Raw genomic sequence first — 19,423 nt, forward strand, 5'->3', positions numbered from 1 at the left:
GACCAGGGCCACCCTTCGCGGCCTGCTTGCCAGCGCGCTGAAGTCGAGACCCCTACCGGCCGTGACGCCCCTCATGACGCCCGAGGAGCACGCCGGACGGCCCCTCTCGCCGGCCGAGACCGCTAGCCGGGAACGGCTGCTCGCCGACACGAGGGCGTGTACCGAGCTGACGCGGTGGCGCATGCAGGATCTCAACAAGGAAGGCAGCGAAGCGTGTTGACGCGCATGCAGGGCGAACCGCCTTGGACCCTGGCCCGGAACCCTGACCCCGACGCGCCGAGCCCGCTGTACCAGCTTCGGTGCACCAGTACCCGGGACGACGGGCAGCCGTGCACTGCCAGGAGCGCGGAAACGTGGGACTACGACACGGTGCAGGAGTGGGCGTTGGGGCACCTGGGTTACTACCCCGACCACCGGAACTACGCACACGTCAGCGCGGTTGCGTGGGTGGCCACTCCCAGTGTCGGCCTCGACCCGCCGCAGGGCCTCGCCCACACCGTGTGCGTGCCCTCGGTGCCACTCGACACGGGCTCATGATCAGCCGTCTGAGCCTGGTTGTGGGGGCCGTGCTGGTGGTCCAGTCTCTGGCCGGTCTCTCGCTGGCCGTGGTGATGCTCGACCCCGCTGACGCTGGCCGCTGGTCCGTGTGGGGGGTCCTCTCACTGGCCGCTGTGATCGGCACCGTGTGCGGACCGGACTGGGCCGAGCGTTGGCAGCGCCGCAGACGGGCACGGGCACGGCGGGCCGGTACGTGAGCGGCGAGGAACCGCCCGAGTGGCGGGCCGGATTCTGTGTCCCGTGCGGCGCGCAAGCCGAAGTGACCCCGATACCGTCCACGCCCCAACGCAAACAGATCACGGTCTGTCGGGGGCACCACGTGCGCTACGTCCGTCGGCTGAACCTCGGCTCGAAGCTGAACACGTGGGCTGGTGCGCTGAACCGGCGCCGAGGCTCCGTGCGGGTCGACGCCACCGTCTAACTTCCTGATCTCCCGTCCCCTGTGCGCCCGTTTCCTGGCGTACTCGGACGGGTCGGCCCCGCTGCCTGATCCCCCCGACAGGCGGTGTGTGGGCCGGTACTCCGCCGGATGCATCCTGCGGAGTTGTGCGCGCGGCGGTGCGCACAGGTCGCCCTGGTCCTGGTTGTTGGGACTGGGCCGGGGCGACCCCCTTGATTCCCGTTGGACTACTGACCCGGCGGGAAGCACACCCCCCTGCCCCGGTGACCGTTGAGAACGGACGGGGGCGACCAAGGGCAGGGGGCCCGACGCCAGGACAAGGAACCGAATGCGAACATCCAAGCCGCTAGATCCACTTCTCGCGGCGGTCTACGTGGCAGCGCGAGAGCGGGAGCGCTCTGCGGCGCTGCTCGAACAGGCCCTACGCGATGCCTGCCGGGCGGCGAAGGTGAGTGGGCTGCTGCTCAGCAACATAGCGGATGCTGCCTGCGTGTCCTTGGCCATGGCGAGTTACTACGTAGCTCCGGCAGCTCCAAAGCCCCTCCGGTTCCCTGGGACGCACGTAGTGCACTGATCCACGACTCCCGTCCGACATACCTAGTTGGAGGTAACACCCATGGCACACAGTGACATTGAGCGATCTGAGCAACCCCGGCGCCGCCTCGGGTGCGTGGTGCTGATCACCCGCGATGACACCGGGGCGGTGCTCATGGTGCAGCCCACGTACAAGGACAAGCCGATCTTGCCCGGTGGCGGCGCGCACGAAGATGAGGTGATCGCCGACGCTGCCGCGCGGGAACTGCTGGAGGAAACCGGACTGACCCGGACCCTGACGCGCATCCTCGCCGTCGACCAGATGGAGGCGAACGCGACGACGGGCGCCACCGAGGGCCTGAACGTCGTGATCGACGGCGGGACGCTGACCGCCGAGGAGGTCGACGGCTTGTCCATCCCGCCGAAGGCTGCCGAGGAGATTCGGGAACTGGTCTGGATGCAGCCCGCAGACCTTCACAAGCGGTGCGAGCCGTACCAGGCCGACCGCATCCGCGAGGCCCTCGCTGCCCGCGAGGCCGGGATGCACCTGCCGCTGTTGTTCCTCGGCGAGCCGGGCGGATACCACCCCGCCGCGTGACCATGAGCCCGCCCCGTTCGGTAAACGCGCCTGTGCGCAGGAACATCGGCATGGAGCCGCCCACCCGGGCAGCAGTCGTGCACGTGCAAGACGTGGACTGAACCACCCGCGTCCGCCCCAACAACCGGGGCAAGCCCACACAGAGGAGTGCTCAACATGGCACCATTGAACGTGCTCGACCGCCCGACGCTGACAGCCGTACCGCTTATACCCGCACCGTTGCCGGCCGAGCTGGGCACGATCCCGTGCAGCTCGTGCGGGGGGCAGGGGTACACCACACAGAACGGCTTGCGGTACCAGTGCAGTACCTGCGGTGGCACTGGCCGCGTCACGGTCTCTTAGGAGTCGCCATGTACTGCAATGTCTGCCAGGGGACCGGGTTCGTGTCGGTGCAGATCGCCAACAGCAAGGACGAACTCAAGCACGCGTGCGAGGCGTGCGACGGCACGGGACGCCGGCCGGAACGCCAGCGGCCCCAGGCGAAGTAGCCCGGGGGCCGGACGGGATGATCCATCCTGCCCGTGAACGGTGGCCAGTCCTAGACGGCTGACAGTGGCGGGTAATCTCGACCAGGCGCGGGCTGTCAATGATGTAACGACCCACTGCCACCCCGCGCCCCTCGGCCCCGTCCCGCTGGTGAACTCCGGTAGGACGGGGCCGTTTCCCGTTTTTCATCTCGTTCTGCTGATGAACTCCGGCAGGGCTGAGCCCCACCCGGCCACTAGGCTGCGAAGCATGACCACCAGCGCTGAACGGCTCGCCCGGTACGCCGATCTTGTCGAGCGGGGTGTCCCCTCCGAAGAGGCGAACGAGATCGTTCAGCGGGAGATGCCAGAGCCAGAGCCGGTCCAGTACACGCCCGTCCCGGACGACGGCCCGGACATGCCCGAACTGCCCTACTGAGTGATCTTGGGCTAGCGCGGGTGCTCGGTCACAAAGGTCCCCCGAGGGTGCCGGATCTCTAGCAGGCCCTCGGTGATCAGTACCTCTACAGCACGGCGGACGGTCGGCCGAGAGAGCTTGTACTGCTCGCCGAGCTGCTCAGCCGGAGGAATCTGCCGCCGGGGCTGCCAGTCGCCCCGCGAGATCCGGGCGCGCAGGATCGCCGCAAGCTGCTCGAACGGCGCTTCGGGTGCCTCGCGGTCGATCACGTCATCCGGCCCAAATTCCATGGTCAGACGGTATCGGGCGCGCGGCTGCTCGCGCACCTAGGCCCCTTGCCCTTTACATTGGCTTACATTGCCTTACGTAAAGGTCTATCGTTGCCAACGAACGAACCCCGAGCCGAATAGGCCCGGCCCGGGGTTCACGTCCGCACAGCTATACAGGAGCTGCCGACATGCCTGACTCTACCTTTGAACTCTGGTCCTGGAGCCTCGCCGGCTGCCTGGTCCTCGCGTTCGCCCTGGCGTGGCTCATGAGCGCCGCCGAGCCCCCGACGGGCCGTCACCGGGCAGGCGATCCGTTGCCGGAGTCCGTGTTCCTCGCGGGGCAGCGACTCGCCCCGTGGGCCGTGCGAGAGAACCCCTACGGCAGTCCGATGGCACGCCGCTCCGCTAGTGCGTGGCAAGACTGCCTCGACACGATGGAGCAGGAGTTCCGGCGGGGCGAGTACCTGCGGACCGGCGCCGAACTGGCCCGAGAGCGCCGAGCCGCCGCGTGGGCCGCAGACGCCAAAATGCCGGACCCGGTGCACTGGGTGGACGCCCCCGCTATGGCAGAGCACCAGCAGACGGACGCGGCAGCGTGATGGCCGAGCCGACCGGAATCACGCGAATCTGCAACGCCTGCTATCGCACCGAGGATGTTCGCCTGGTGCGTACGGTGGAGCGGCAGAGCGGCCCCTCATGGGAGCTTTGGGGCTGCCCCGACTGTTACCCCCGTCTCGCTGCCCTGAGTGCCCCTGTGAAGCCCCTGACCAACCCGGAGGAACCGAAGTGACCGCCGTCCGTGAACTTGTCGAGGAACTGACCGCAGAAATCAGCGAGGCATACGCCCGGATCGTTGCTGAAGCTTGGGGCCTCGCCCTGCGGACGGAGCAGCGCGGAAGCAGCGCGGTCAAGGCCCGTGTGGTGCAGACGGTCGGCGGCATGATGCGTGCGGCGCACATCGTGATGACCCTTGCCGACTACACCGAAGAGGACATGAGCACCGAGGAAGCACGGAACGCGCGACTCAAGGCCGACCGAAAGCGCTACGAAGCGGCGTTCCGAGCCGACGAAGCCGAGCGCGCCAACTACTGACCCCACCTCGCCAACGCCCCTCCGGTTCACTGAATCGGGGGGGCGTCTGTGTGCGCAGCATGGTAGATGTTTGATCTTCGTTCACATGATCGACAAGGGGAGGGACGTTGCGACTCGCAACGCGCATCATCGGAACCGCTCTGCTCGCCGGACTCACACTGACCGGGTGCAACTCGGCCAGCACCACCAGCAGCAGCCCTAAGGGGGCCTTCGGTGCCTCACAGAAGTCCGAGGCGCCCAAGGCTGAAAGCCCCGCTCCGGCCCCCGCGCAGAGCAGTACGGCCCCCAAGCCGGCGAGCGCGATCCCGTCGCCCGATGCGGCACAGACGGCCGTCCTGGTGGCCACGCTCAAGGCCGTGAACCCTGCACTGGTCGAGAAGACGGACAAGGCTGTAGACCGGGCCCGGAACGTCTGCTCCGACGTGCAGGCGGGCAAGGATGCGGCGACCGTCGCGAAGAACGCTAAGAGCCGTTTTGAAGGCGGCGCCGTGACGCTGACGGACGCTCAGGCACTGGCGATCGTTGAGGCCGTGAAGGCCTCGTTCTGTAAGTAGCACCAACGCGAAAGCCCCGTCTGAGACAGTCTCAGACGGGGCTTTTTCGTTGCCGTGACTGGGCTTCGTGGCACTTCCAAGGGTGTACTGTCTACCGGGGCGCCCATGAAGCAGAGCTCGTCCAGCGCCTGCTCCAGCGAGTTGGCGGTGTGCCGGGCGGCCGGGTCGTCGCGGTAGAGGTGGGCCCAGCGGGCCCGCGCCATGCCGCCGAGGTTGGGGGTGACCGAGGCGGCGGCGTTGCAGGCGAACAGGGTCCAGACCGGAGCGCCGAGTCGGACGCAGAGCAGCAGGCCCGCCATCGGCACGGCCGTCAGCAGCACCGTGGGCACCGCGACCCTGGACTGCCCGTACCGGTCCACCAGCCGCCCGATCGCCGGCATCCCGAGCGCGACCGCCGCCACCCCGATCGCGGAGACCGCCCCGGCCAGCGCGTACGAGTCGTGGCTGTCGGCGATCAGCACCACGGTGCTGACGCCGGTCATGGAGAAGGAGAGCCGGGCGAACAGCCCGGCCAGGGTGAATGCGAGCGCGCCGGGGGCAGCGAACAGGCGGCGGTACGAGGCGAACACGGGGCTCCAGAGGTGGCGCGGGGACGTGCGCCCAGCCTTCCGGGGCCGCTCCGGTCCGGTCCAACACCTGTTCTGCCCGATTCACGCACTCCTGTTGTCAATAGGCGGGCGTTAGGGTGCGGGGATGCCCCGTGATCTGCACCCGCGTCTGCTGCGCGGTTTCGCCACCACCGCCGAGACGCTGCACTTCGGCCGGGCCGCCGAACGGCTGCACGTGGCGCAGCAGGCGCTCAGCCGGGACGTCCGGTCGCTGGAACAGGCGCTCGGGCAGCGGCTGTTCGACCGGAGCACCCGGAGCGTACGGCTCACCCCGGAGGGCGAGCTGCTGCTGCCCAAGGTCCTCCGGCTGCTGGCGCTGCACGACGAACTGCTGGCCGGGCAGGCCGGGCACCGGCCGCTGCTGGTGGACCTGAACAACGACGTGACCGGGGACGACCTGACCGCCGTCCGGCTGCTCGCGGCGGCGCGGGCGGCGCGGCCCGAGCTGGAGCTGCTGGCCCGGTTCCACGGCGGGCTCGCCGCTGCCGCGGTGGAGCTGACGGCCCATCGGTTGGACGTGTCGTTCGGCCGGTTCGCCGGGCTGCCGGCCGGGATGCGGTCCCGACTGGCGCAGCTGCCGGTGCGGTTCGAGGCGATGGCGGTCTTCCTGCCGCTGGCCCATCCGCTGGCGGCGCTGCCCGAGGTGCCGCTGGGCGCGCTGGCGGGGTACCCGGTGGACATCTGCGCGGGGAACCCGGCCACCACCGAGTGGACCGCGCTCGGACAGCGGCTGCTGGGTGCGCACGGGCTGTCGGCGGCGGCGCCGCACAGCCCGCCGGTCGGGGTGGAGGAGGTCGGGCACTACCTGGCCCGGCACGGTGAGGCGATGCTGACCACGACCGGCGGCCCCGGGATACCCGGGGCCGTCACCCGTCCGCTGGTCGATCCGGTGCCGCTTAGTCTGGTGAGCCTGGTGCACCGCCCGGAGCTGCGTCATCCGGGTTTCACCGCGTTGCGCGAGGCCGTGGCCGGACTGGGCTCGCGCGAGGGGTGGTTGCGGCGTCCGCCGGTGAGCTGGCTGCCCGCCGAGGATGCCGCGCTGCTGGTCTGCTGAGGCCGGCTCAGATGCTCTTCACGGCGGAGATGTCGAAGTTGAGCTTCACCTTCTCGCCGATCAGCACGCCGCCGGTCTCCAGCGCGGCGTTGTAGGTCAGGCCCCAGACAGTGCGGTCGACGGTGGCGCTGCCCTCGAAGCCGACCCGCTGGGCGCCGTAGACGTCCGTCGCGCTGCCGGTGTACTCCAGGTCGAGGACCACCTCGCGGGTGGTGTCCTTGATGGTGAGGTCACCGGTCATCCGGTACGAGTCGCCGCCCAGCCGCTCGGCCGAGGTGGAGCGGAAGGTGATCTCCGGGAAGCTCTCCGCCTCGAAGAAGTCGCCGGTGCGCAGGTGCTCGTCGCGCTGGGTGTTGCCGGTGTCGATGCTGGCGACCTTGATCGTCAGTGCGGCGGTGGAGTTCTCCGGGTGGCTGCCGTCCAGGTGCAGCAGGCCGTCGTGCTCGGTGAAGGTGCCGCGCACGTTGGTCACCATCGCGTGCCGGACGGCGAAGCCGACCTGGCTGTGCGAGGCGTCGACGGTGTAGTCGCCGGTCAGGTGGGCCAGGTCGGGCCCGGCCGGGGCCTCGGTGACGGTGGTGGTGGCGGCCTTGCTGGTGCGGTTGAAGATGCCCATGGCTTCTCCTCGGGTCGGAAGCCGTTTGTTTAGGCTTCAACTTGTTGGCGTGCCACCACCATAACCCCACTTCGTTCAATGTTCAACCAAGGTGGGCGCGGAGCGCCGGGCTAGGGTGAAAGTCCGCTGCCGTCCCGGGAGGCCCGTCCATGTACGCCCTGCACGCGCTCTGGCGGGCCGACGGCCGGCTCGCGCTCTGGGCCGAGGACGCCCGGGCCTACACGGCGGCCCGGCTGCACCGGCCGCCGACCGCACCGTCGGCCGCGCCGCCGACGGCTGCCGCGCACCCGTTCGCCGCACCGGCGGCCGAGGTCGCCCGGCTGCTCGCCGCGCTCGGCCCCGGCCCCGGCTGGCTCGCCGAGCAGGCTCCCGAGCGGTGGAGCACCCTGCGGCTGCCCAGCCTGAGCGGCGCCCCCACCCCGTCCCCGCAGCTGCCGATCGGCGCCACCGGCCGGGGCGTCTCGCTGACCGCCTGGCGGGTGCCGGTACTGCTCTTCCCGCCCGCCGAGGCGGCCCAGCTGCTCGGTGAGCTCTTCGACCCGTACTGGTCCGGCGCCAGCCTCGAACTCCCGTACACCGCCGGGTCGGTGGAGCTGGCGTACGGCGCCTCGCTGCGCTGGCTGACCGCCGTGCACGACCTGGCCTGGCGGCTGGCCGGCCGGGGGCGGGCGCTGCCGGTGGTGCGGGAGCGGGACGGCGGCCCGTACGCGCACTGGCAGCCCGCGCCCGGGCCGGCCGACCGGCGGGAGGCCGAGGCGCTGGTGCGCGGCTGCCCGCCGATCGTGCTGGCCGAGCACGGGATGGGGAGCGGGGTGGGGGCGGCCGACCTGGTGGCCGGGCTGCTGGACCGCTTCGTCGACCACGAGATCCGGGTCGCGCTGGAGGGGGTGCCGGACCCGGCGGGGGAGTCGGTACCGGCCGCCGACGGTGCGCCGGCGGCCTGGTGGGCCGCGCTGCACCGGACGGACGGCCGGTTCGAGGCGCCCGCGGGGGAGGTCGAGGACCTGCGCGAACGGCTGGCGGCCTGGTACTCGGGCTCGCCCCCGGCGGACAGCCCGGTCCGGCTCTGCTTCCGGCTCTCCGAACCGCTCGGGCCCTCCGACGACGACCCCGAGGGCCGTCCCTCCGACGACGACTGGCGGCTCGACTTCCTGGTCCAGCTGGTCGACCAGCCCTCGCTGCTCCTCCCGGCCGCCGAACTCTGGGACGGCGGACCGGCGTTCGCCGCCCTGGCCCGGCTGCTGCCCGACCCGGTCGAGAGCTACCTGGCCGAGCTGGACCGGGCCGCCCTGCGCCGCCCCGAGCTGCGGCCGGCCCTGGCCCGCACCCGCAGCTCCGGCCTGCGGCTCGACCGAGCGGGTGCGCTCGACTTCCTGCGCCACGCCGCGCCCGCGCTCACCGGGGCGGGGTTCGGGGTCCTGCTGCCCGCCTGGTGGCAGCGCAGGCCGAGTCTCGGCCTCGCCCTGACCGCCGCCAGGACCGCGCCGCCCGGCTCGGTCGAGCGGGCCGCCCAGGTCGACCGGGACTCGGTGGTGGACTTCCGCTGGCAGGCCGCCCTGGGCGAAGTCAAGCTCACCCAGCAGGAGTTGACTGATCTCGGGGCCGCCCAGCAGGGCCTGGTCCGGCTGCGCGGGCGCTGGGTCGAGGTGGATGTCGATCAGATCGCCGCCGCGCTCGGCTTCCTCACCCGGCACGGCACCGGCTCGCTGCCCACCGCCGAACTGCTCCGGCTCGCCCTCGACCCGGCCGCCACCGTCGGCGGTCTGCCGGTCACCGGGGTCACCGCCACCGGGCCGCTCGGCGAGCTGCTGGCCGGCCGGTCCCAGGACAGCGCGGCCCCCGCGCTGCCGCCGGACTTCGGCGCGGTCCTCCGCCCGTACCAGGAGCGGGGGTTGGCCTGGCTGCACGGTCTGTCCCGGCTCGGTCTGGGCGGTGTGCTGGCCGACGACATGGGCCTCGGCAAGACCGTCCAGACGCTGGCCCTGCTGGCAGCCGAGCAGTACGCGGGCAACGCGACCGGGCCCACCCTGCTGGTCTGCCCGATGTCGCTGGTCGGCAACTGGCAGCGCGAGGCGGCCCGGTTCGCGCCCAAGCTCCGGGTGCACGTCCACCACGGCAGCGAGCGCGCCGGGTCGGTCCCGGACGCCGATCTGGTGATCACCACCTACGGGGTGCTCCAGCGGGACGCCCGCACGCTGGCCCGGACCCGCTGGCGGCGGGTGGTCGCGGACGAGGCGCAGTACGTCAAGAACGCGGCCACCGCCCAGTCCAGGGCGCTGCGTTCGCTCCCGGTCGAGGTGCACCGGATCGCGCTCACCGGCACACCGGTGGAGAACCGGCTGGCCGAGCTGCACGCCGTGCTGGACTTCGCCAACCCCGGCCTGTTCGGCAGCGCCGAGTCGTTCAAGGAGCGGTTCGCGATCCCGGTCGAGCAGCACGGCAGCGCCGACGTCGGGGCCCGGCTGCGGCGGCTCAGCGGCCCGTTCGTGCTCCGGCGGCTGAAGACCGATCCGGCGATCGCCGCCGAGCTGCCCGCCAAGCAGGAGATCACCGTCTGGTGCAACCTGACGGCCGAACAGGCCGGGCTCTACCAGGCGGTGGTGGCCGACGTGCTGCAGCGGGTCCAGGGCATCCGGGGCGTCGAACGCAAGGGCACCGTGCTGGCCGCGATCGGCAAGCTCAAGCAGGTCTGCAACCACCCGGCCCAACTCCTGCACGACCGTTCGGCGTTGGGCGACCGCTCGGGCAAGGTGGCCCGGCTGGAGGAGCTGCTCACCGAGGCACTGGCGGAGGGGGACCGGGTGCTGGTCTTCACCCAGTACGCGGAGTTCGGACGGCTGCTCCAGCCGCACCTGACCGAGCGGCTCGGCGAGGAGGTGCTCTACCTGCACGGCGGCGTCCCCAAGCACCGGCGGGAGGAACTGGTGGCCAGGTTCCAGGCCCCCGGCGGCCCCCGGGTGTTCCTGCTCTCGCTCCGGGCCGGCGGCACCGGCCTCAACCTGACCGCCGCCAACCAGGTGATCCACCTGGACCGCTGGTGGAATCCGGCGGTCGAGGACCAGGCCACCGACCGGGCCTTCCGGATCGGCCAGCGCCGCGACGTCCAGGTCCGCCGGCTGGTGTGCGTCGGCACCGTGGAGGAGCGGATCGGCGAGCTGATCGAGGCCAAGCGCGCGCTGGCCGAGGCCGCCGTCTCCACCGAGGAGCAGTGGCTCACCGGCCTCGACCCCACCACCCTGCGGGAGTTGGTCACCCTCTCCGCCGACGCGATCGGAGCCTCCTGATGGAGCAGCTGGACGGTTTCTGGGACGGTGACTTCACCCTGCGGGCCGCGCCGCCGGCTCCGGCCGAGGCCGCCCCGGCCGAGGGCCTCGGCCCGGCCGGGATCAGGATCGGCGGCCGGGACCTGAGCCGGCTGCTCGCCGAGACCGGCCGCAGACTGGCCGACCCGGACGGGACCGGCGACCGACCCGGCCTTTGGTAAGGTGCCGCTCTCGGCAGTACACGATGCGACCCAGGAGGTGACACCCATGACCGCTCGGCCCGTTCGGGTGCTCTCCTCCGTCGCCCCGCCGCACTGACCGGCAGGCCACGAGGGCGCCCTTCGTCCGCTCGAAAGGCCTCCGTCATGTCGTACGCCACCATCGTCACCACCCTTCGCGCCGCCGGCTGTGTCTTCGCCGAGGACGAGGCGGACCTCCTCGTCGCCACCGCCACCACCCCCGAGCAGCTCGCCGCCATGGTCGGCCGCCGGGCCGAGGGCTTCCCGCTCGAACACGTCCTGGGCTGGGCCGGGTTCTGCGGCCTGCGGATCACCGTCACGGCCGGCGTCTTCGTGCCGCGCCGCCGGACCGAGTTCCTGGCCGGACAGGCCGCCGCACTGCTCCGGCCGGACGGCGTCGCGCTCGACCTGTGCTGCGGCGCGGGTGCCGTGGCCGCCGTACTGGCCGTCGCCGCCCCCGGGGCCGAGCTGCACGCCGCCGACCTCTCGCCCGCCGCCGTCGACTGCGCCCGGAGCAACCTCCCGCCCACCGCCCAGCTGCACCGGGGCGACCTGTACGCCCCGCTCCCGCCCGGCCTGCGCGGCCGGATCACCGTCCTGGTGGCGAACGCCCCGTACGTCCCCACCGACGCGATCCCCTTCCTCCCCTCGGAGGCCCGCGACCACGAACCGCGCTTCACCCTGGACGGCGGCGCCGACGGCCTGGCGGTCCAGCGCCGCGTCATCGCCGGCGCCCCGCACTGGCTCGCCCCCGGCGGCCGCCTGCTGATCGAGACCAGCACCCGTCAGGCCCCGGGCACCGCAGCCGCCATGGCCGCCCACGGCCTGACCGTCGAACTCCGCACCTCCGAGGACCACGACGCCACCGTGGCCATCGGTACCCTTCCCGACCGGCCGGACCGACAGCTGGGCCGGCTGGTAACGTCGTGATCTTCGCCGGTCGGCCGGACGGAGTTCCCGGCAGGTCGGTATGACGGACCATCAGCAGCGCCTCGCCTCGGCCCTGGACGCCCTCGGCGCGGCCCTCGCCCCCGACCGGCTGTTCGAGCTGGTCGGCTGCACCTACTGCTACGACGAGGACGACCGGCGGCTGCTCGCCGGGCCGCCCGACCGGGTGCCGTCCAGGCTGCTGGCCTCGGTGGTGATGAGGACGCCCTCGCACTGGGAGGACTTCCCGGGCCTGTTCCGCCGGATGGCGCCCGCGATCGTCCGGGCCGTGATCGGCAACGAGCTGCACGTGGACGGCGCCTGGGTGGCCACCCGGCTGGTGGAGGCGGACTGGCAGGCCTGGCCACTGCCCGCCCGGGCCGCCCTCACCGAGGTCTGGCAGGCCTGGCTGGAGCAGACCCTGCACCGGTTCCCGGCCCCGGTGCCGGTGGCCGAGGTGCTGGAGCTGCTCGCGGTCAGCACCGGCACGCTGCAGCCCTGGCTGGACCTGCTGGCCGCCACCCGGACGCGGGCGGCGGAGCAGCACCTGGCCGACCTGCTCGAGGAGTGGCTCGTGCTCCGCTCGCCGGCCGACCTGCGCCTGGGCTTCTGGGCGGAGTTCGATGCCGCTCCCGAGCTGCTGTCCTGGCTGCACGGACTTGACCGGAGTCGTCTGACTCGCACTCAGGCGGCCTGTCTCTCGTCCTGGCCCGGCATCTGACGCCCCCTCGGCACCGGAGCCCCACGAATCGTCCCGGTAGGTCGAGTGTCGGAGGCGTGGGGCAGTCTTCGGTGCTGTAGACCCGAGGTTCGGACCTAACAGGAGCGGTTTCCCATGCGCATCGTGATCACCGAGTTCATCAGCCTGGACGGCGTCGTGCAGGCCCCCGGCGGTGCCGAGGAGGACACCGACGGCGGCTTCGCCAACGGCGGCTGGTCGCACCCCTTCTTCGACCCAGAGGTGGTCGGCGGCGCGTTCGACGGGGCCACCGCCAAGGCGGCCGGCCTGCTCTTCGGCCGCCGCACCTGGCAGACCATGGCCAGCGCCTGGCCCGACCGCGCGGGCGACCCGTTCGCCGACCGGATGAACGCGCTGCCCAAGTACGTCGTCACCGGCACCCTGGCGGACGCCGACCTGACCTGGCACAACAGCACCCGCATCCCCGGCGACCAGGCCGTCGCCCGGCTGCGCGAGCTGCGCGCCGCCGAGGGCGGCGACCTGGCGCTGATGGGCAGCCCGACGCTGGCCCGCACCCTGCTGAGCGAGGGCCTGGTGGACGAGCTCCGCCTGATCGTGATGCCGGTGATCGTCGGCGGCGGGAAGACGATCTGGCCCACCGACGGCACGCACCAGGCCTTCGAGCTGGTCTCCACCGAGACCAGCGCCGCCGGTGTCAACGTCTGCACCTACCGCCCGGCCGCCGCGAACTAGAGCCCGTCCGACAAGTCCCGGCGGTGCTGTCGGCGGGCCTGCTGCAGCTCGCGGTGGACGGCCCAGGCGTCGGCGACCTGGCCCAGGTGCCCGAGCTTGTCGGGGTTGGTCACCGAGCGGATCGCCTGGATCTGTCCGTCCAGCACATCGAGCACCAGCGTGTGCAGCACCTTGCCGTCCCGGTCCCGGAAGACCGCGCCGGGCTGGCCGTTGACCTCGTGCGGCTCGAAGGCGACGTCGATCCGGGCCAGCCAGGGGAAGACCGCGGCGAGCAGCCGGGCCACGTTCCCGGCGCCACTGACGGCGTTGGCGAGCTGCGGGGTCTTGCCGCCGCTGTCGCCGACCAGCGACACGTCGGCGGCCAGCAGCTCCTGCAGCCCGGCCACGTCGCCCTCGCGCAGGGCGTCGAAGAACCGCGCCGCCAGGGCGTCCCGCTCCTCGCGGGCCGCCTCGAACCGCGGCCGCCCGTCCGCCATGTGCCGCCGCGCCCGCACCAGCAGTTGCCGGCACGCCGCCTCCGACCGCCCGACCGCCGCGGCGACCTGGTCGAAGTCGAAGTCGAACACCTGCCGCAGCACGAACACGGCCCGCTCCAACGGGCTGAGCCGCTCCAGCAGCAACAGCGCCGCCATCGAGACCGAGTCGGCCAACTCCGCCGACCGGGCCGGGTCCTGGAACGGATCGCTCAGCAGCGGCTCGGGGAACCACGGCCCGACGTACTGCTCCCGCCGGACCCGGGCCGACCGCAGCACGTCGATCGCGATCCGGGTGACGGTGGCCGACAGGAAGGCCTTGGTGGAGACGGGCCGGGTCGGTGAGCCGTCGAAGCGCAGCCACGCCTCCTGCACCGCGTCCTCGGCCTCGCCCACGCTGCCCAGGATCCGGTACGCGATCGAGAACAGCAGCGGGCGCAGCTCCTCGAACTCCTCGACCTTGCTCATTCCGACATCCTCCCCTTCGTCGTCCGGCCGGCTGGTGACGCGGTCTCAGTGCAGCTGTCCGGCCCGGTAGTTGCCGGCCGGCTGCCGGGTGATCACGTTCATCCGGTTGGCCAGGTTCATGAAGGCGATCAGGACCACCAGGGCCCCGAGCTGCTCCTCGTCGTAGTGCTTCGCGGCCCGCTCCCACACCTCGTCGCCGACCCCGCCGGCCGCGTCCGCGAGCCGAGTGCCCTGTTCCGCCAGCTCCAGCGCGGCCCGCTCGGGCTCGGTGAAGACGGTGGCCTCCCGCCAGGCCGCGACCAGGTGCAGCCGCACCGCGGTCTCGCCGGCCGCGTCCGCCTCCTTGGTGTGCATGTCGATGCAGGCGGCGCAGCCGTTGATCTGGCTGACCCGCAGCGCCACCAGCTCCTGGGTCGCGTTCGGCAGCGGTGAGTCCTGGAGCACCTTGTGCATGCCCATCAGCTGCTTGACGGCCCGGCCGGCGGTCGGGGTGGCGAAGAGGTTCAGCCGTGCGTCCATGGTGTGCTCCTCAGCGGTAGTGGCTTGCACCCCTTGGGACGAGGCAGCCCGATCCGCTGTGACACGGCCGGATGTGACCTGCGCCATGCCGGGGCGCCTACTGCGGCGGGTCCTCCCCGACCAGCCCGTCCACGGCCTCGCGCAGCAGGTCGGCGTGGCCGACGTGGCGGGCGTACTCGTCGTGCAGGTCCACCACGATGCGCCGCAGGTTCGGCGGGACGCCGTCGGCCGAGGCGGTGTACTTGGCCGGCTGGTCGAGCCCGCCGTCGGCGAGCGCCTTTGCCAGCGAGTCCCGGGCGTGCTCGACGGCGCGGCGCCACAGGCCGTAGAGCTGCTCGGGGGTGTCGTCGTCGGCGCTGCGCCAGGCCCAGTCCGGGTCGGACATGGCCTCCGCCGTGTCCAGCGGCGGTCCGGGCGCCTCGCCCGTGAAGTCGATGGTGTAGCGCTGCTCGACCAGGGCCATGTGCTTGACCAGTCTGCCGAGGGTCAGCGTCGACGGCGGGAGCGGCCGGTTCAGTGCGGCCGCGTCCAGCCCGCCGCACTTCCAGGCGAACTGGGCCCGGGAGCGGTCGAGCGCGAACAGCAGCATCTCGACCTCTCCGGCGGTCATCGAGGGCTCGTGAATGGTGGTGTCGAGGACGTTGTCGTCGGTCATGCGGAGCACAGTAGGCTCGGTTCCGGACGTTCTGCGTCCGGAATCTCCGGGGCCGGGGAAGTACCGCGGTGACCCGGTCGCCGCAGTGAAAGGACGCCGGGTGGAGCCCGACGCAGGCCCCCTCGCACGCGTGCTGCGCACGCTCGAACTGATCCAGGCCGCCCCGGGCATCACCGCCGCCCGGCTCGCCGAGAAGCTGGGCGTCTCGGACCGGGCCGCGCGGCGGTACGTCGGCATCCTGCGCGAGGCGGGCATCCCGATGGAGTCGGTGCGCGGACCGTACGGCGGTTACCGCGTCGGGCGCGGCCTGCGACTGCCGCCGCTGACCTTCAGCGCGACGGAGGCGCTCTGCCTGGTGATGGCGGTCCTCGACGGCCACCACGACGCGAACGACACCGCCGGCCCGGTCGGCAGCGCACTGGGCAAGATCATGCGAGCACTGCCCGAGCCGGTCGCCACCCAGGCCGAATCCGTCCGCCGGGCCGCCGCCCCGGCCCACGACCGCGCCGCCGCCCGCCCCGACCCCGGGACCACGACCGAGCTGGTGCAGGCGTGCTCGGCGCACCGGCGGGTGCGGCTGGCGTACTGCTCCGAGGCCGGCCCCGAGCGCGAGGTCGAGGTCGACCCGTGGGCCGTGGTGGTGCGCCACGGCCGCTGGTACCTGCTCTGCTGGTCGCACACCTCGAACGGCCGCCGGGCCTACCGGATCGACCGGGTCCGCACCGTCGAGGTACTCGCCGACGGCTTCGACCCGCCGGTCGGACTCGACCCCGTCGCCGTCCTGGAGGAGCACCTCGCCGTCGGCTGGGAGTACACCGCAGAAGTACTCATCGACGCCCCGCACCCCGAGGTCGCCCCGTACGTCCCGCGCACCCTGGGCCGGCTGGAGCCGGTCGACGCCACCACCTGCCGCCTGACCGGCACGACCAGCAACCCCCGCTGGTACGCGGAGCAGCTCGCCTCCCTCCCGGCCCCGTTCCGGATCACGGGCGGCCCCGAAGTACGCGCCGCCGCCCGCGCCCTGGCCCACCGCCTGCTCGCGGCAGCGGGGGACGGACCCTCCGACTGAAGGTGCCCCGAGGCGGCGGCGGTGGTTGCTGGTGTTAGCGCTGTGCTTGCAATTGCAAGCACGGTGGGGCAGAGTGCTGGCATGGCTTCACTGAAGGTCGGCTCGCTCGGGGAGTACATCCGGGAGCAGCGGCGGAACGCGCAGTACTCGCTGCGCCAGCTGGCGGAGGCGGCCGGGGTTTCGAACCCGTACCTCAGCCAGATCGAGCGGGGGCTGCGGAAGCCGAGCGCGGAGATCCTTCAGCAGATCGCCAAGGCGCTGCGGATCTCGGCCGAGACGCTGTACGTGCAGGCCGGGATTCTGGAGGAGCGGCAGGGTGAGGGGCTCGAACTGCGGGCTGCGATCCTGGCCGATCCGCTGATCAGCGAGCGGCAGAAGCAGGCGCTGCTCGCGGTCTACGACGCCTTCCTGAAAGAGAATCAGGAGAGCGTCGGGAAGCCCGGGGAAGCAGGAGAGGGACAGGCCGACCGCCGGACTGTCGAAGGGTAGTAGGAGGACCGGTCATGCCGATCACCGACGAGATCAAGAAGACGCTGAGCGACCCGACCCCGCTGTACGCGATCGCGGGCGCCGGGGACCTGGCCTACGAGAAGCTGCGGGAGGTGCCTGCCAGGGTCGAGGCGCTGGCGGCCGACCGCAAGGGCACCCAGGAGAAGGCCGCGGCCAGGCTCCAGGAGGCGCAGACCCGGTTGGTCGAGGCGCAGGCGAAGGTGACCGAGACGGTCTCCACGCTGCCCGGTGACCTCAAGGGGCTGCAGGAGAAGGCGCAGACCTTCGCGCTCCAGCAGGTCGGCCTGGCGCTGGAGTTGGCCGTGAAGGCCAAGGAGGCGTACGAGGAGTTGGCGGTCCGCGGCAAGGCCGTGGTCGAGAAGGGCCAGCCGGCCCCCTCGGCCGAGGAGCCGACCGCCTGGGCCGCCGCCGACGACTTCGCCGACGACTTCGCCACCGCCGAGGTCGAGGTCGAGGCCGAGGCCGAGGCCGAGGTCGAGGCCGAGATCGTGGTCGAGGCGGTCGTGGTGGACCTCGAGCCGGACCTGGACCCGGACGCGGCCCCCGAGCCGAAGCCGAAGCGGGCCCCCCGGGCCCGGAAGAGCACCGGCACCACCGAGAAGTAGACCGGGCACGACCGGGCTTACCGGTGCGTTGTCCTGGGTACGGTCATCCGGCCGTGCCACGACGGGCGGCAGTACGGCCGGAGCCGCAGTGAGGAGTCCGCAGTGTCCGAGATCCTGGCGTTGGACTACCTGAATCCGTTCTGGTGGCTTGCCGTGGCGATCGTGGGGTTCAAGCTGACCGCCTTCGTGGACGCGGTGACCCGCCGGGAGGACGCGTACCGGGCGGCGGACAAGAAGACCAAGACGTTCTGGCTGGTCGTGCTCGGGCTGGCGCTCGGGCTCGATCTCCTGCTCGGCGCGGCGGTGTTCGGCATCCTGACCCTGGTCGGGCTGGCCGCCGCGATCATCTACATGGTCGACGTCCGCCCCGCGATCAAGCAGCTGACCGATGGCCGGGGCAACGGCGGCAAGCGCAACACGGGTCCGTACGGGCCCTGGTGACGAGGTGTCACCGGTGATGGGGAGCGGCTCCGGGCCGCTCCCCATCGGCGTTTCCGGGGGCGGGTTCAGCGTGCGGGGGGGTCAGCCCATGATGAGCGGGGCCGGGTTGCGCTCCAGCAGCAGCACCGCGACGTCGTCGGTGAGCGCGCCGCCGTTCAGCTCCTCGACCTCGGCGATGGCGCTGTCGACCAGTCGGCCCCGGGTCAGGCCGCCGGCCTGGTGGTCGCCGATCAGCTCGACCAAGCCGTCCTGGCCCAGTCGGCGGGAGCCCGCGCCGACCCGGCCCTCGACCAGGCCGTCGGTGTAGAGCAGCAGCGTCCAGCCCGGGTCGAGGGCCAGCTCCTGGGCCGGCCAGGCGGCGCCGGGGTCGTCGCAGTGCAGCAGCCCGAGCGCCGGGCCCGCCTGGTCGGCGGAGAGCAGGGCCGGCCCGGCGTCGGCGCCGAGCAGCAGCGGGGCGGGGTGCCCGGCCAGGTAGAGCTTGGCCTGCTCGGCGTCGGCCGGGTCGCGGCCGTCCGAGGGGGAGAGCACCAGCATGCAGAGCGTCGCGAAGATCTCGTCGCTGCGGCGCTCGTGCTCCAGCACGTGCTGCAGCGTGGTGAGCAGCGCCTGCCCGGTCAGCCCGGCGAAGACCAGCGAGCGCCAGGCGATCCGGAGCGCGACCCCGAGCGCGGCCTCGTCCGGGCCGTGGCCGCAGACGTCGCCGATCACCACGTGGACGATCCCGTCGTCCGTCCGGACGGCGTCGTAGAAGTCGCCGCCGAGCAGGGCCCGGCTGCGGCCGGGGCGGTAGCGGCGGGTGAAGGAGAGCCCGGCGCCGTCGAGCAGCGGGGTGGGCAGCAGGTGGCGCTGGAGCCGGGCGTTCTCCTGGCCGCGCAGCTCGGCCTCGACCAGGCGGCGCTGGGACTCGTCGGCCCGCTTGCGCTCGACCGCGTAGCGCAGGGCCCGGGCCAGCAGCGCGCCGTCGGTCTCGTGCCGGATCAGGAAGTCCTGGGCACCGGCGGCCACGGCGGCGGCGCCCAGCTCGGCCCCGGCGGCGTCGGTGAGCACCACGACGGCGGTCTGCGGGGCGCAGCGGAGCAGCTCGCGCAGACCTTCCAGGCCCTGGAGCGGGCCGGTCTGGTCGGCCGGGTCGGCGAGGTCGAGCAGGACGCAGCCGAACTCCACCTCGCGCGGACGGCCGCGCCGGGAGCCGGGCCGGGCCAGCCGGGCGGCGGCGGACTCCACGCCCTGGGCCCAGTGCAGCTCGATCGCCGAGCCGCTGTCGGCGACCAGCTGCTCCAGGAAGGCGGCGTCGGTGAAGTCGTTCTCGATCACCAGCAGCCGGAACGGCGCGTCGGGCGTCCCGGCGGTGGCCCGGGGGTGCGGTATCGGCGCGGGCCCAGCCCCGACCGCCTCCGCACGCGGGTCGCGTGCTTCGGTGACGGCGCCCGGCCGGTACGAGGCACGCGGTGCCCGCCCGTCTCCCGTTGCGGGCATTGGTCGGTCCTCCCTTTCCCCGACTGGGCAACGGCTGAGGTCCGCGCGCAGTGCCCGCATGGCACTGTGTGTCGGGGAGCTTCCCGCGACCATAACGTGATCTCCGGAGATTTCTCCGGCCGACCGGCGACTCTGTGGCTATTGCCACGCCGCCGAAACAGCCGGGCGGTGACGGCGGGCA

At 72.4% G+C, this 19,423-nt stretch carries 22 protein-coding genes; 15 read left to right on the forward strand and 7 right to left on the reverse strand.

All coding sequences use genetic code 11. The features are described from left to right. Window positions 1–225: 225 nt before the first annotated feature. From ABT118_RS32695 to ABT118_RS02660, 3 genes are all read left to right on the forward strand, one after another. On the forward strand, window positions 226–537 hold the full coding sequence (locus tag ABT118_RS32695) for a DUF7848 domain-containing protein (RefSeq protein WP_502884477.1): 312 nt from the start codon (window positions 226–228) through the stop codon (window positions 535–537). Window positions 538–1,628: 1,091 nt separating this feature from the next. Next, on the forward strand, window positions 1,629–2,090 hold the full coding sequence (locus ABT118_RS02655; RefSeq protein WP_350644394.1) for an NUDIX domain-containing protein: 462 nt from the start codon (window positions 1,629–1,631) through the stop codon (window positions 2,088–2,090). Window positions 2,091–2,825: 735 nt separating this feature from the next. Next, window positions 2,826–2,993 (forward strand): hypothetical protein, encoded by a 168-nt coding sequence (locus ABT118_RS02660; protein ID WP_350644396.1) that lies wholly within the window; start codon window positions 2,826–2,828, stop codon window positions 2,991–2,993. Between the two features lie 11 nt (window positions 2,994–3,004). Here ABT118_RS02660 and ABT118_RS02665 read toward each other — a convergent pair whose 3' ends face one another. Next, on the reverse strand, window positions 3,005–3,298 hold the full coding sequence (locus ABT118_RS02665; RefSeq protein ID WP_350644398.1) for a GntR family transcriptional regulator: 294 nt from the start codon (window positions 3,296–3,298) through the stop codon (window positions 3,005–3,007). A 729-nt stretch (window positions 3,299–4,027) separates the two neighbouring features. Between ABT118_RS02665 and ABT118_RS02670 the strand changes: the two genes are divergently transcribed. Beyond that, window positions 4,028–4,333: a hypothetical protein gene (locus ABT118_RS02670; RefSeq protein ID WP_350644400.1), complete on the forward strand. Its 306-nt coding sequence runs from the start codon at window positions 4,028–4,030 to the stop codon at window positions 4,331–4,333. 107 nt (window positions 4,334–4,440) lie between these two features. After that, on the forward strand, window positions 4,441–4,887 hold the full coding sequence (locus ABT118_RS02675) for a DUF732 domain-containing protein (RefSeq protein WP_350644402.1): 447 nt from the start codon (window positions 4,441–4,443) through the stop codon (window positions 4,885–4,887). Here the strand turns inward: ABT118_RS02675 and ABT118_RS02680 are convergent. Next, window positions 4,839–5,456, reverse strand: coding sequence for an MFS transporter (locus ABT118_RS02680; protein ID WP_350644404.1), 618 nt, complete (start codon window positions 5,454–5,456; stop codon window positions 4,839–4,841). The genes ABT118_RS02675 and ABT118_RS02680 overlap by 49 nt on opposite strands. Before the next feature lie 124 nt (window positions 5,457–5,580). On the opposite strand from ABT118_RS02680, the gene ABT118_RS02685 reads away from it, so the two are divergent. After that, window positions 5,581–6,549 carry a LysR family transcriptional regulator gene (locus tag ABT118_RS02685; protein WP_350644405.1) on the forward strand — a complete coding sequence of 323 codons (969 nt, stop codon included), beginning with the start codon at window positions 5,581–5,583 and terminating at the stop codon, window positions 6,547–6,549. Window positions 6,550–6,556: 7 nt separating this feature from the next. On the opposite strand, the gene ABT118_RS02690 is transcribed toward ABT118_RS02685, so the two are convergent. Next, window positions 6,557–7,165, reverse strand: a complete 609-nt coding sequence (locus tag ABT118_RS02690; RefSeq protein ID WP_350644406.1) for a YceI family protein — start codon at window positions 7,163–7,165, stop codon at window positions 6,557–6,559. 149 nt (window positions 7,166–7,314) lie between these two features. On the opposite strand from ABT118_RS02690, the gene ABT118_RS02695 reads away from it, so the two are divergent. From ABT118_RS02695 to ABT118_RS02715, 5 genes are all read left to right on the forward strand, one after another. Continuing rightward, window positions 7,315–10,449, forward strand: a complete 3,135-nt coding sequence (locus ABT118_RS02695; protein ID WP_350644408.1) for an SNF2-related protein — start codon at window positions 7,315–7,317, stop codon at window positions 10,447–10,449. Next, a complete protein-coding gene (locus ABT118_RS02700; RefSeq protein ID WP_350644409.1) occupies window positions 10,449–10,649 on the forward strand; it encodes a hypothetical protein in 201 nt (66 codons plus the stop codon). The genes ABT118_RS02695 and ABT118_RS02700 overlap by 1 nt, the downstream gene beginning before the upstream one ends. A gap of 144 nt (window positions 10,650–10,793) precedes the next feature. Beyond that, entirely contained in the window at window positions 10,794–11,597 is an 804-nt protein-coding gene (locus ABT118_RS02705; protein WP_350644411.1) for a putative protein N(5)-glutamine methyltransferase, read from the forward strand. A 40-nt stretch (window positions 11,598–11,637) separates the two neighbouring features. Next, on the forward strand, window positions 11,638–12,315 hold the full coding sequence (locus ABT118_RS02710) for a hypothetical protein (RefSeq protein ID WP_350644412.1): 678 nt from the start codon (window positions 11,638–11,640) through the stop codon (window positions 12,313–12,315). A gap of 114 nt (window positions 12,316–12,429) precedes the next feature. Beyond that, a complete protein-coding gene (locus ABT118_RS02715; protein WP_350644413.1) occupies window positions 12,430–13,026 on the forward strand; it encodes a dihydrofolate reductase family protein in 597 nt (198 codons plus the stop codon). Here the strand turns inward: ABT118_RS02715 and ABT118_RS02720 are convergent. The 3 genes from ABT118_RS02720 to ABT118_RS02730 all read right to left on the reverse strand — a co-directional run bounded on the left by ABT118_RS02720 (window position 13,023) and on the right by ABT118_RS02730 (window position 15,141). After that, on the reverse strand, window positions 13,023–13,967 hold the full coding sequence (locus ABT118_RS02720) for an RNA polymerase sigma-70 factor (protein ID WP_350644415.1): 945 nt from the start codon (window positions 13,965–13,967) through the stop codon (window positions 13,023–13,025). The two genes, ABT118_RS02715 and ABT118_RS02720, sit on opposite strands and share 4 nt — an antisense overlap. Window positions 13,968–14,012: 45 nt before the next feature. Beyond that, window positions 14,013–14,486, reverse strand: coding sequence for a carboxymuconolactone decarboxylase family protein (locus tag ABT118_RS02725; protein WP_350644416.1), 474 nt, complete (start codon window positions 14,484–14,486; stop codon window positions 14,013–14,015). 97 nt (window positions 14,487–14,583) lie between these two features. Then, window positions 14,584–15,141, reverse strand: coding sequence for a DinB family protein (locus ABT118_RS02730; protein WP_350644417.1), 558 nt, complete (start codon window positions 15,139–15,141; stop codon window positions 14,584–14,586). Window positions 15,142–15,241: 100 nt separating this feature from the next. Here ABT118_RS02730 and ABT118_RS02735 point away from each other — a divergent pair, with 100 nt between their 5' ends. From ABT118_RS02735 to ABT118_RS02750, 4 genes are all read left to right on the forward strand, one after another. Beyond that, on the forward strand, window positions 15,242–16,210 hold the full coding sequence (locus ABT118_RS02735) for a helix-turn-helix transcriptional regulator (RefSeq protein WP_350644418.1): 969 nt from the start codon (window positions 15,242–15,244) through the stop codon (window positions 16,208–16,210). Between the two features lie 81 nt (window positions 16,211–16,291). Further along, window positions 16,292–16,699 (forward strand): helix-turn-helix domain-containing protein, encoded by a 408-nt coding sequence (locus tag ABT118_RS02740; protein WP_350644419.1) that lies wholly within the window; start codon window positions 16,292–16,294, stop codon window positions 16,697–16,699. A gap of 14 nt (window positions 16,700–16,713) precedes the next feature. After that, window positions 16,714–17,325 (forward strand): hypothetical protein, encoded by a 612-nt coding sequence (locus ABT118_RS02745; RefSeq protein ID WP_350644420.1) that lies wholly within the window; start codon window positions 16,714–16,716, stop codon window positions 17,323–17,325. Window positions 17,326–17,427: 102 nt separating this feature from the next. After that, on the forward strand, window positions 17,428–17,766 hold the full coding sequence (locus tag ABT118_RS02750; protein ID WP_350644421.1) for a DUF2516 family protein: 339 nt from the start codon (window positions 17,428–17,430) through the stop codon (window positions 17,764–17,766). 81 nt (window positions 17,767–17,847) lie between these two features. Here ABT118_RS02750 and ABT118_RS02755 read toward each other — a convergent pair whose 3' ends face one another. Beyond that, complete coding sequence (locus ABT118_RS02755) at window positions 17,848–19,242, reverse strand: PP2C family protein-serine/threonine phosphatase (RefSeq protein ID WP_350644422.1); 1,395 nt, start codon at window positions 19,240–19,242, stop codon at window positions 17,848–17,850. Between the last annotated feature and the right edge of the window lie 181 nt (window positions 19,243–19,423).

The sequence above is a fragment of the Kitasatospora sp. NPDC002040 genome (assembly GCF_040296785.1).
Lineage (GTDB): Bacteria > Actinomycetota > Actinomycetes > Streptomycetales > Streptomycetaceae > Kitasatospora.

Bases quoted from the DNA above. Each gene is read 5' to 3' on its own strand.
- ABT118_RS32695 (WP_502884477.1), top strand. From the start codon at position 226: ATGCAGGGCGAACCGCCTTGGACCCTGGCCCGGAACCCTGACCCCGAC.
- ABT118_RS02660 (WP_350644396.1), top strand. From the start codon at position 2,826: ATGACCACCAGCGCTGAACGGCTCGCCCGGTACGCCGATCTTGTCGAG.
- ABT118_RS02685 (WP_350644405.1), top strand. From the start codon at position 5,581: ATGCCCCGTGATCTGCACCCGCGTCTGCTGCGCGGTTTCGCCACCACC.
- ABT118_RS02690 (WP_350644406.1), bottom strand. From the start codon at position 7,165: ATGGGCATCTTCAACCGCACCAGCAAGGCCGCCACCACCACCGTCACC.
- ABT118_RS02695 (WP_350644408.1), top strand. From the start codon at position 7,315: ATGTACGCCCTGCACGCGCTCTGGCGGGCCGACGGCCGGCTCGCGCTC.
- ABT118_RS02700 (WP_350644409.1), top strand. From the start codon at position 10,449: ATGGAGCAGCTGGACGGTTTCTGGGACGGTGACTTCACCCTGCGGGCC.
- ABT118_RS02705 (WP_350644411.1), top strand. From the start codon at position 10,794: ATGTCGTACGCCACCATCGTCACCACCCTTCGCGCCGCCGGCTGTGTC.
- ABT118_RS02710 (WP_350644412.1), top strand. From the start codon at position 11,638: ATGACGGACCATCAGCAGCGCCTCGCCTCGGCCCTGGACGCCCTCGGC.
- ABT118_RS02715 (WP_350644413.1), top strand. From the start codon at position 12,430: ATGCGCATCGTGATCACCGAGTTCATCAGCCTGGACGGCGTCGTGCAG.
- ABT118_RS02720 (WP_350644415.1), bottom strand. From the start codon at position 13,967: ATGAGCAAGGTCGAGGAGTTCGAGGAGCTGCGCCCGCTGCTGTTCTCG.
- ABT118_RS02725 (WP_350644416.1), bottom strand. From the start codon at position 14,486: ATGGACGCACGGCTGAACCTCTTCGCCACCCCGACCGCCGGCCGGGCC.
- ABT118_RS02730 (WP_350644417.1), bottom strand. From the start codon at position 15,141: ATGACCGACGACAACGTCCTCGACACCACCATTCACGAGCCCTCGATG.
- ABT118_RS02740 (WP_350644419.1), top strand. From the start codon at position 16,292: ATGGCTTCACTGAAGGTCGGCTCGCTCGGGGAGTACATCCGGGAGCAG.
- ABT118_RS02745 (WP_350644420.1), top strand. From the start codon at position 16,714: ATGCCGATCACCGACGAGATCAAGAAGACGCTGAGCGACCCGACCCCG.
- ABT118_RS02755 (WP_350644422.1), bottom strand. From the start codon at position 19,242: ATGCCCGCAACGGGAGACGGGCGGGCACCGCGTGCCTCGTACCGGCCG.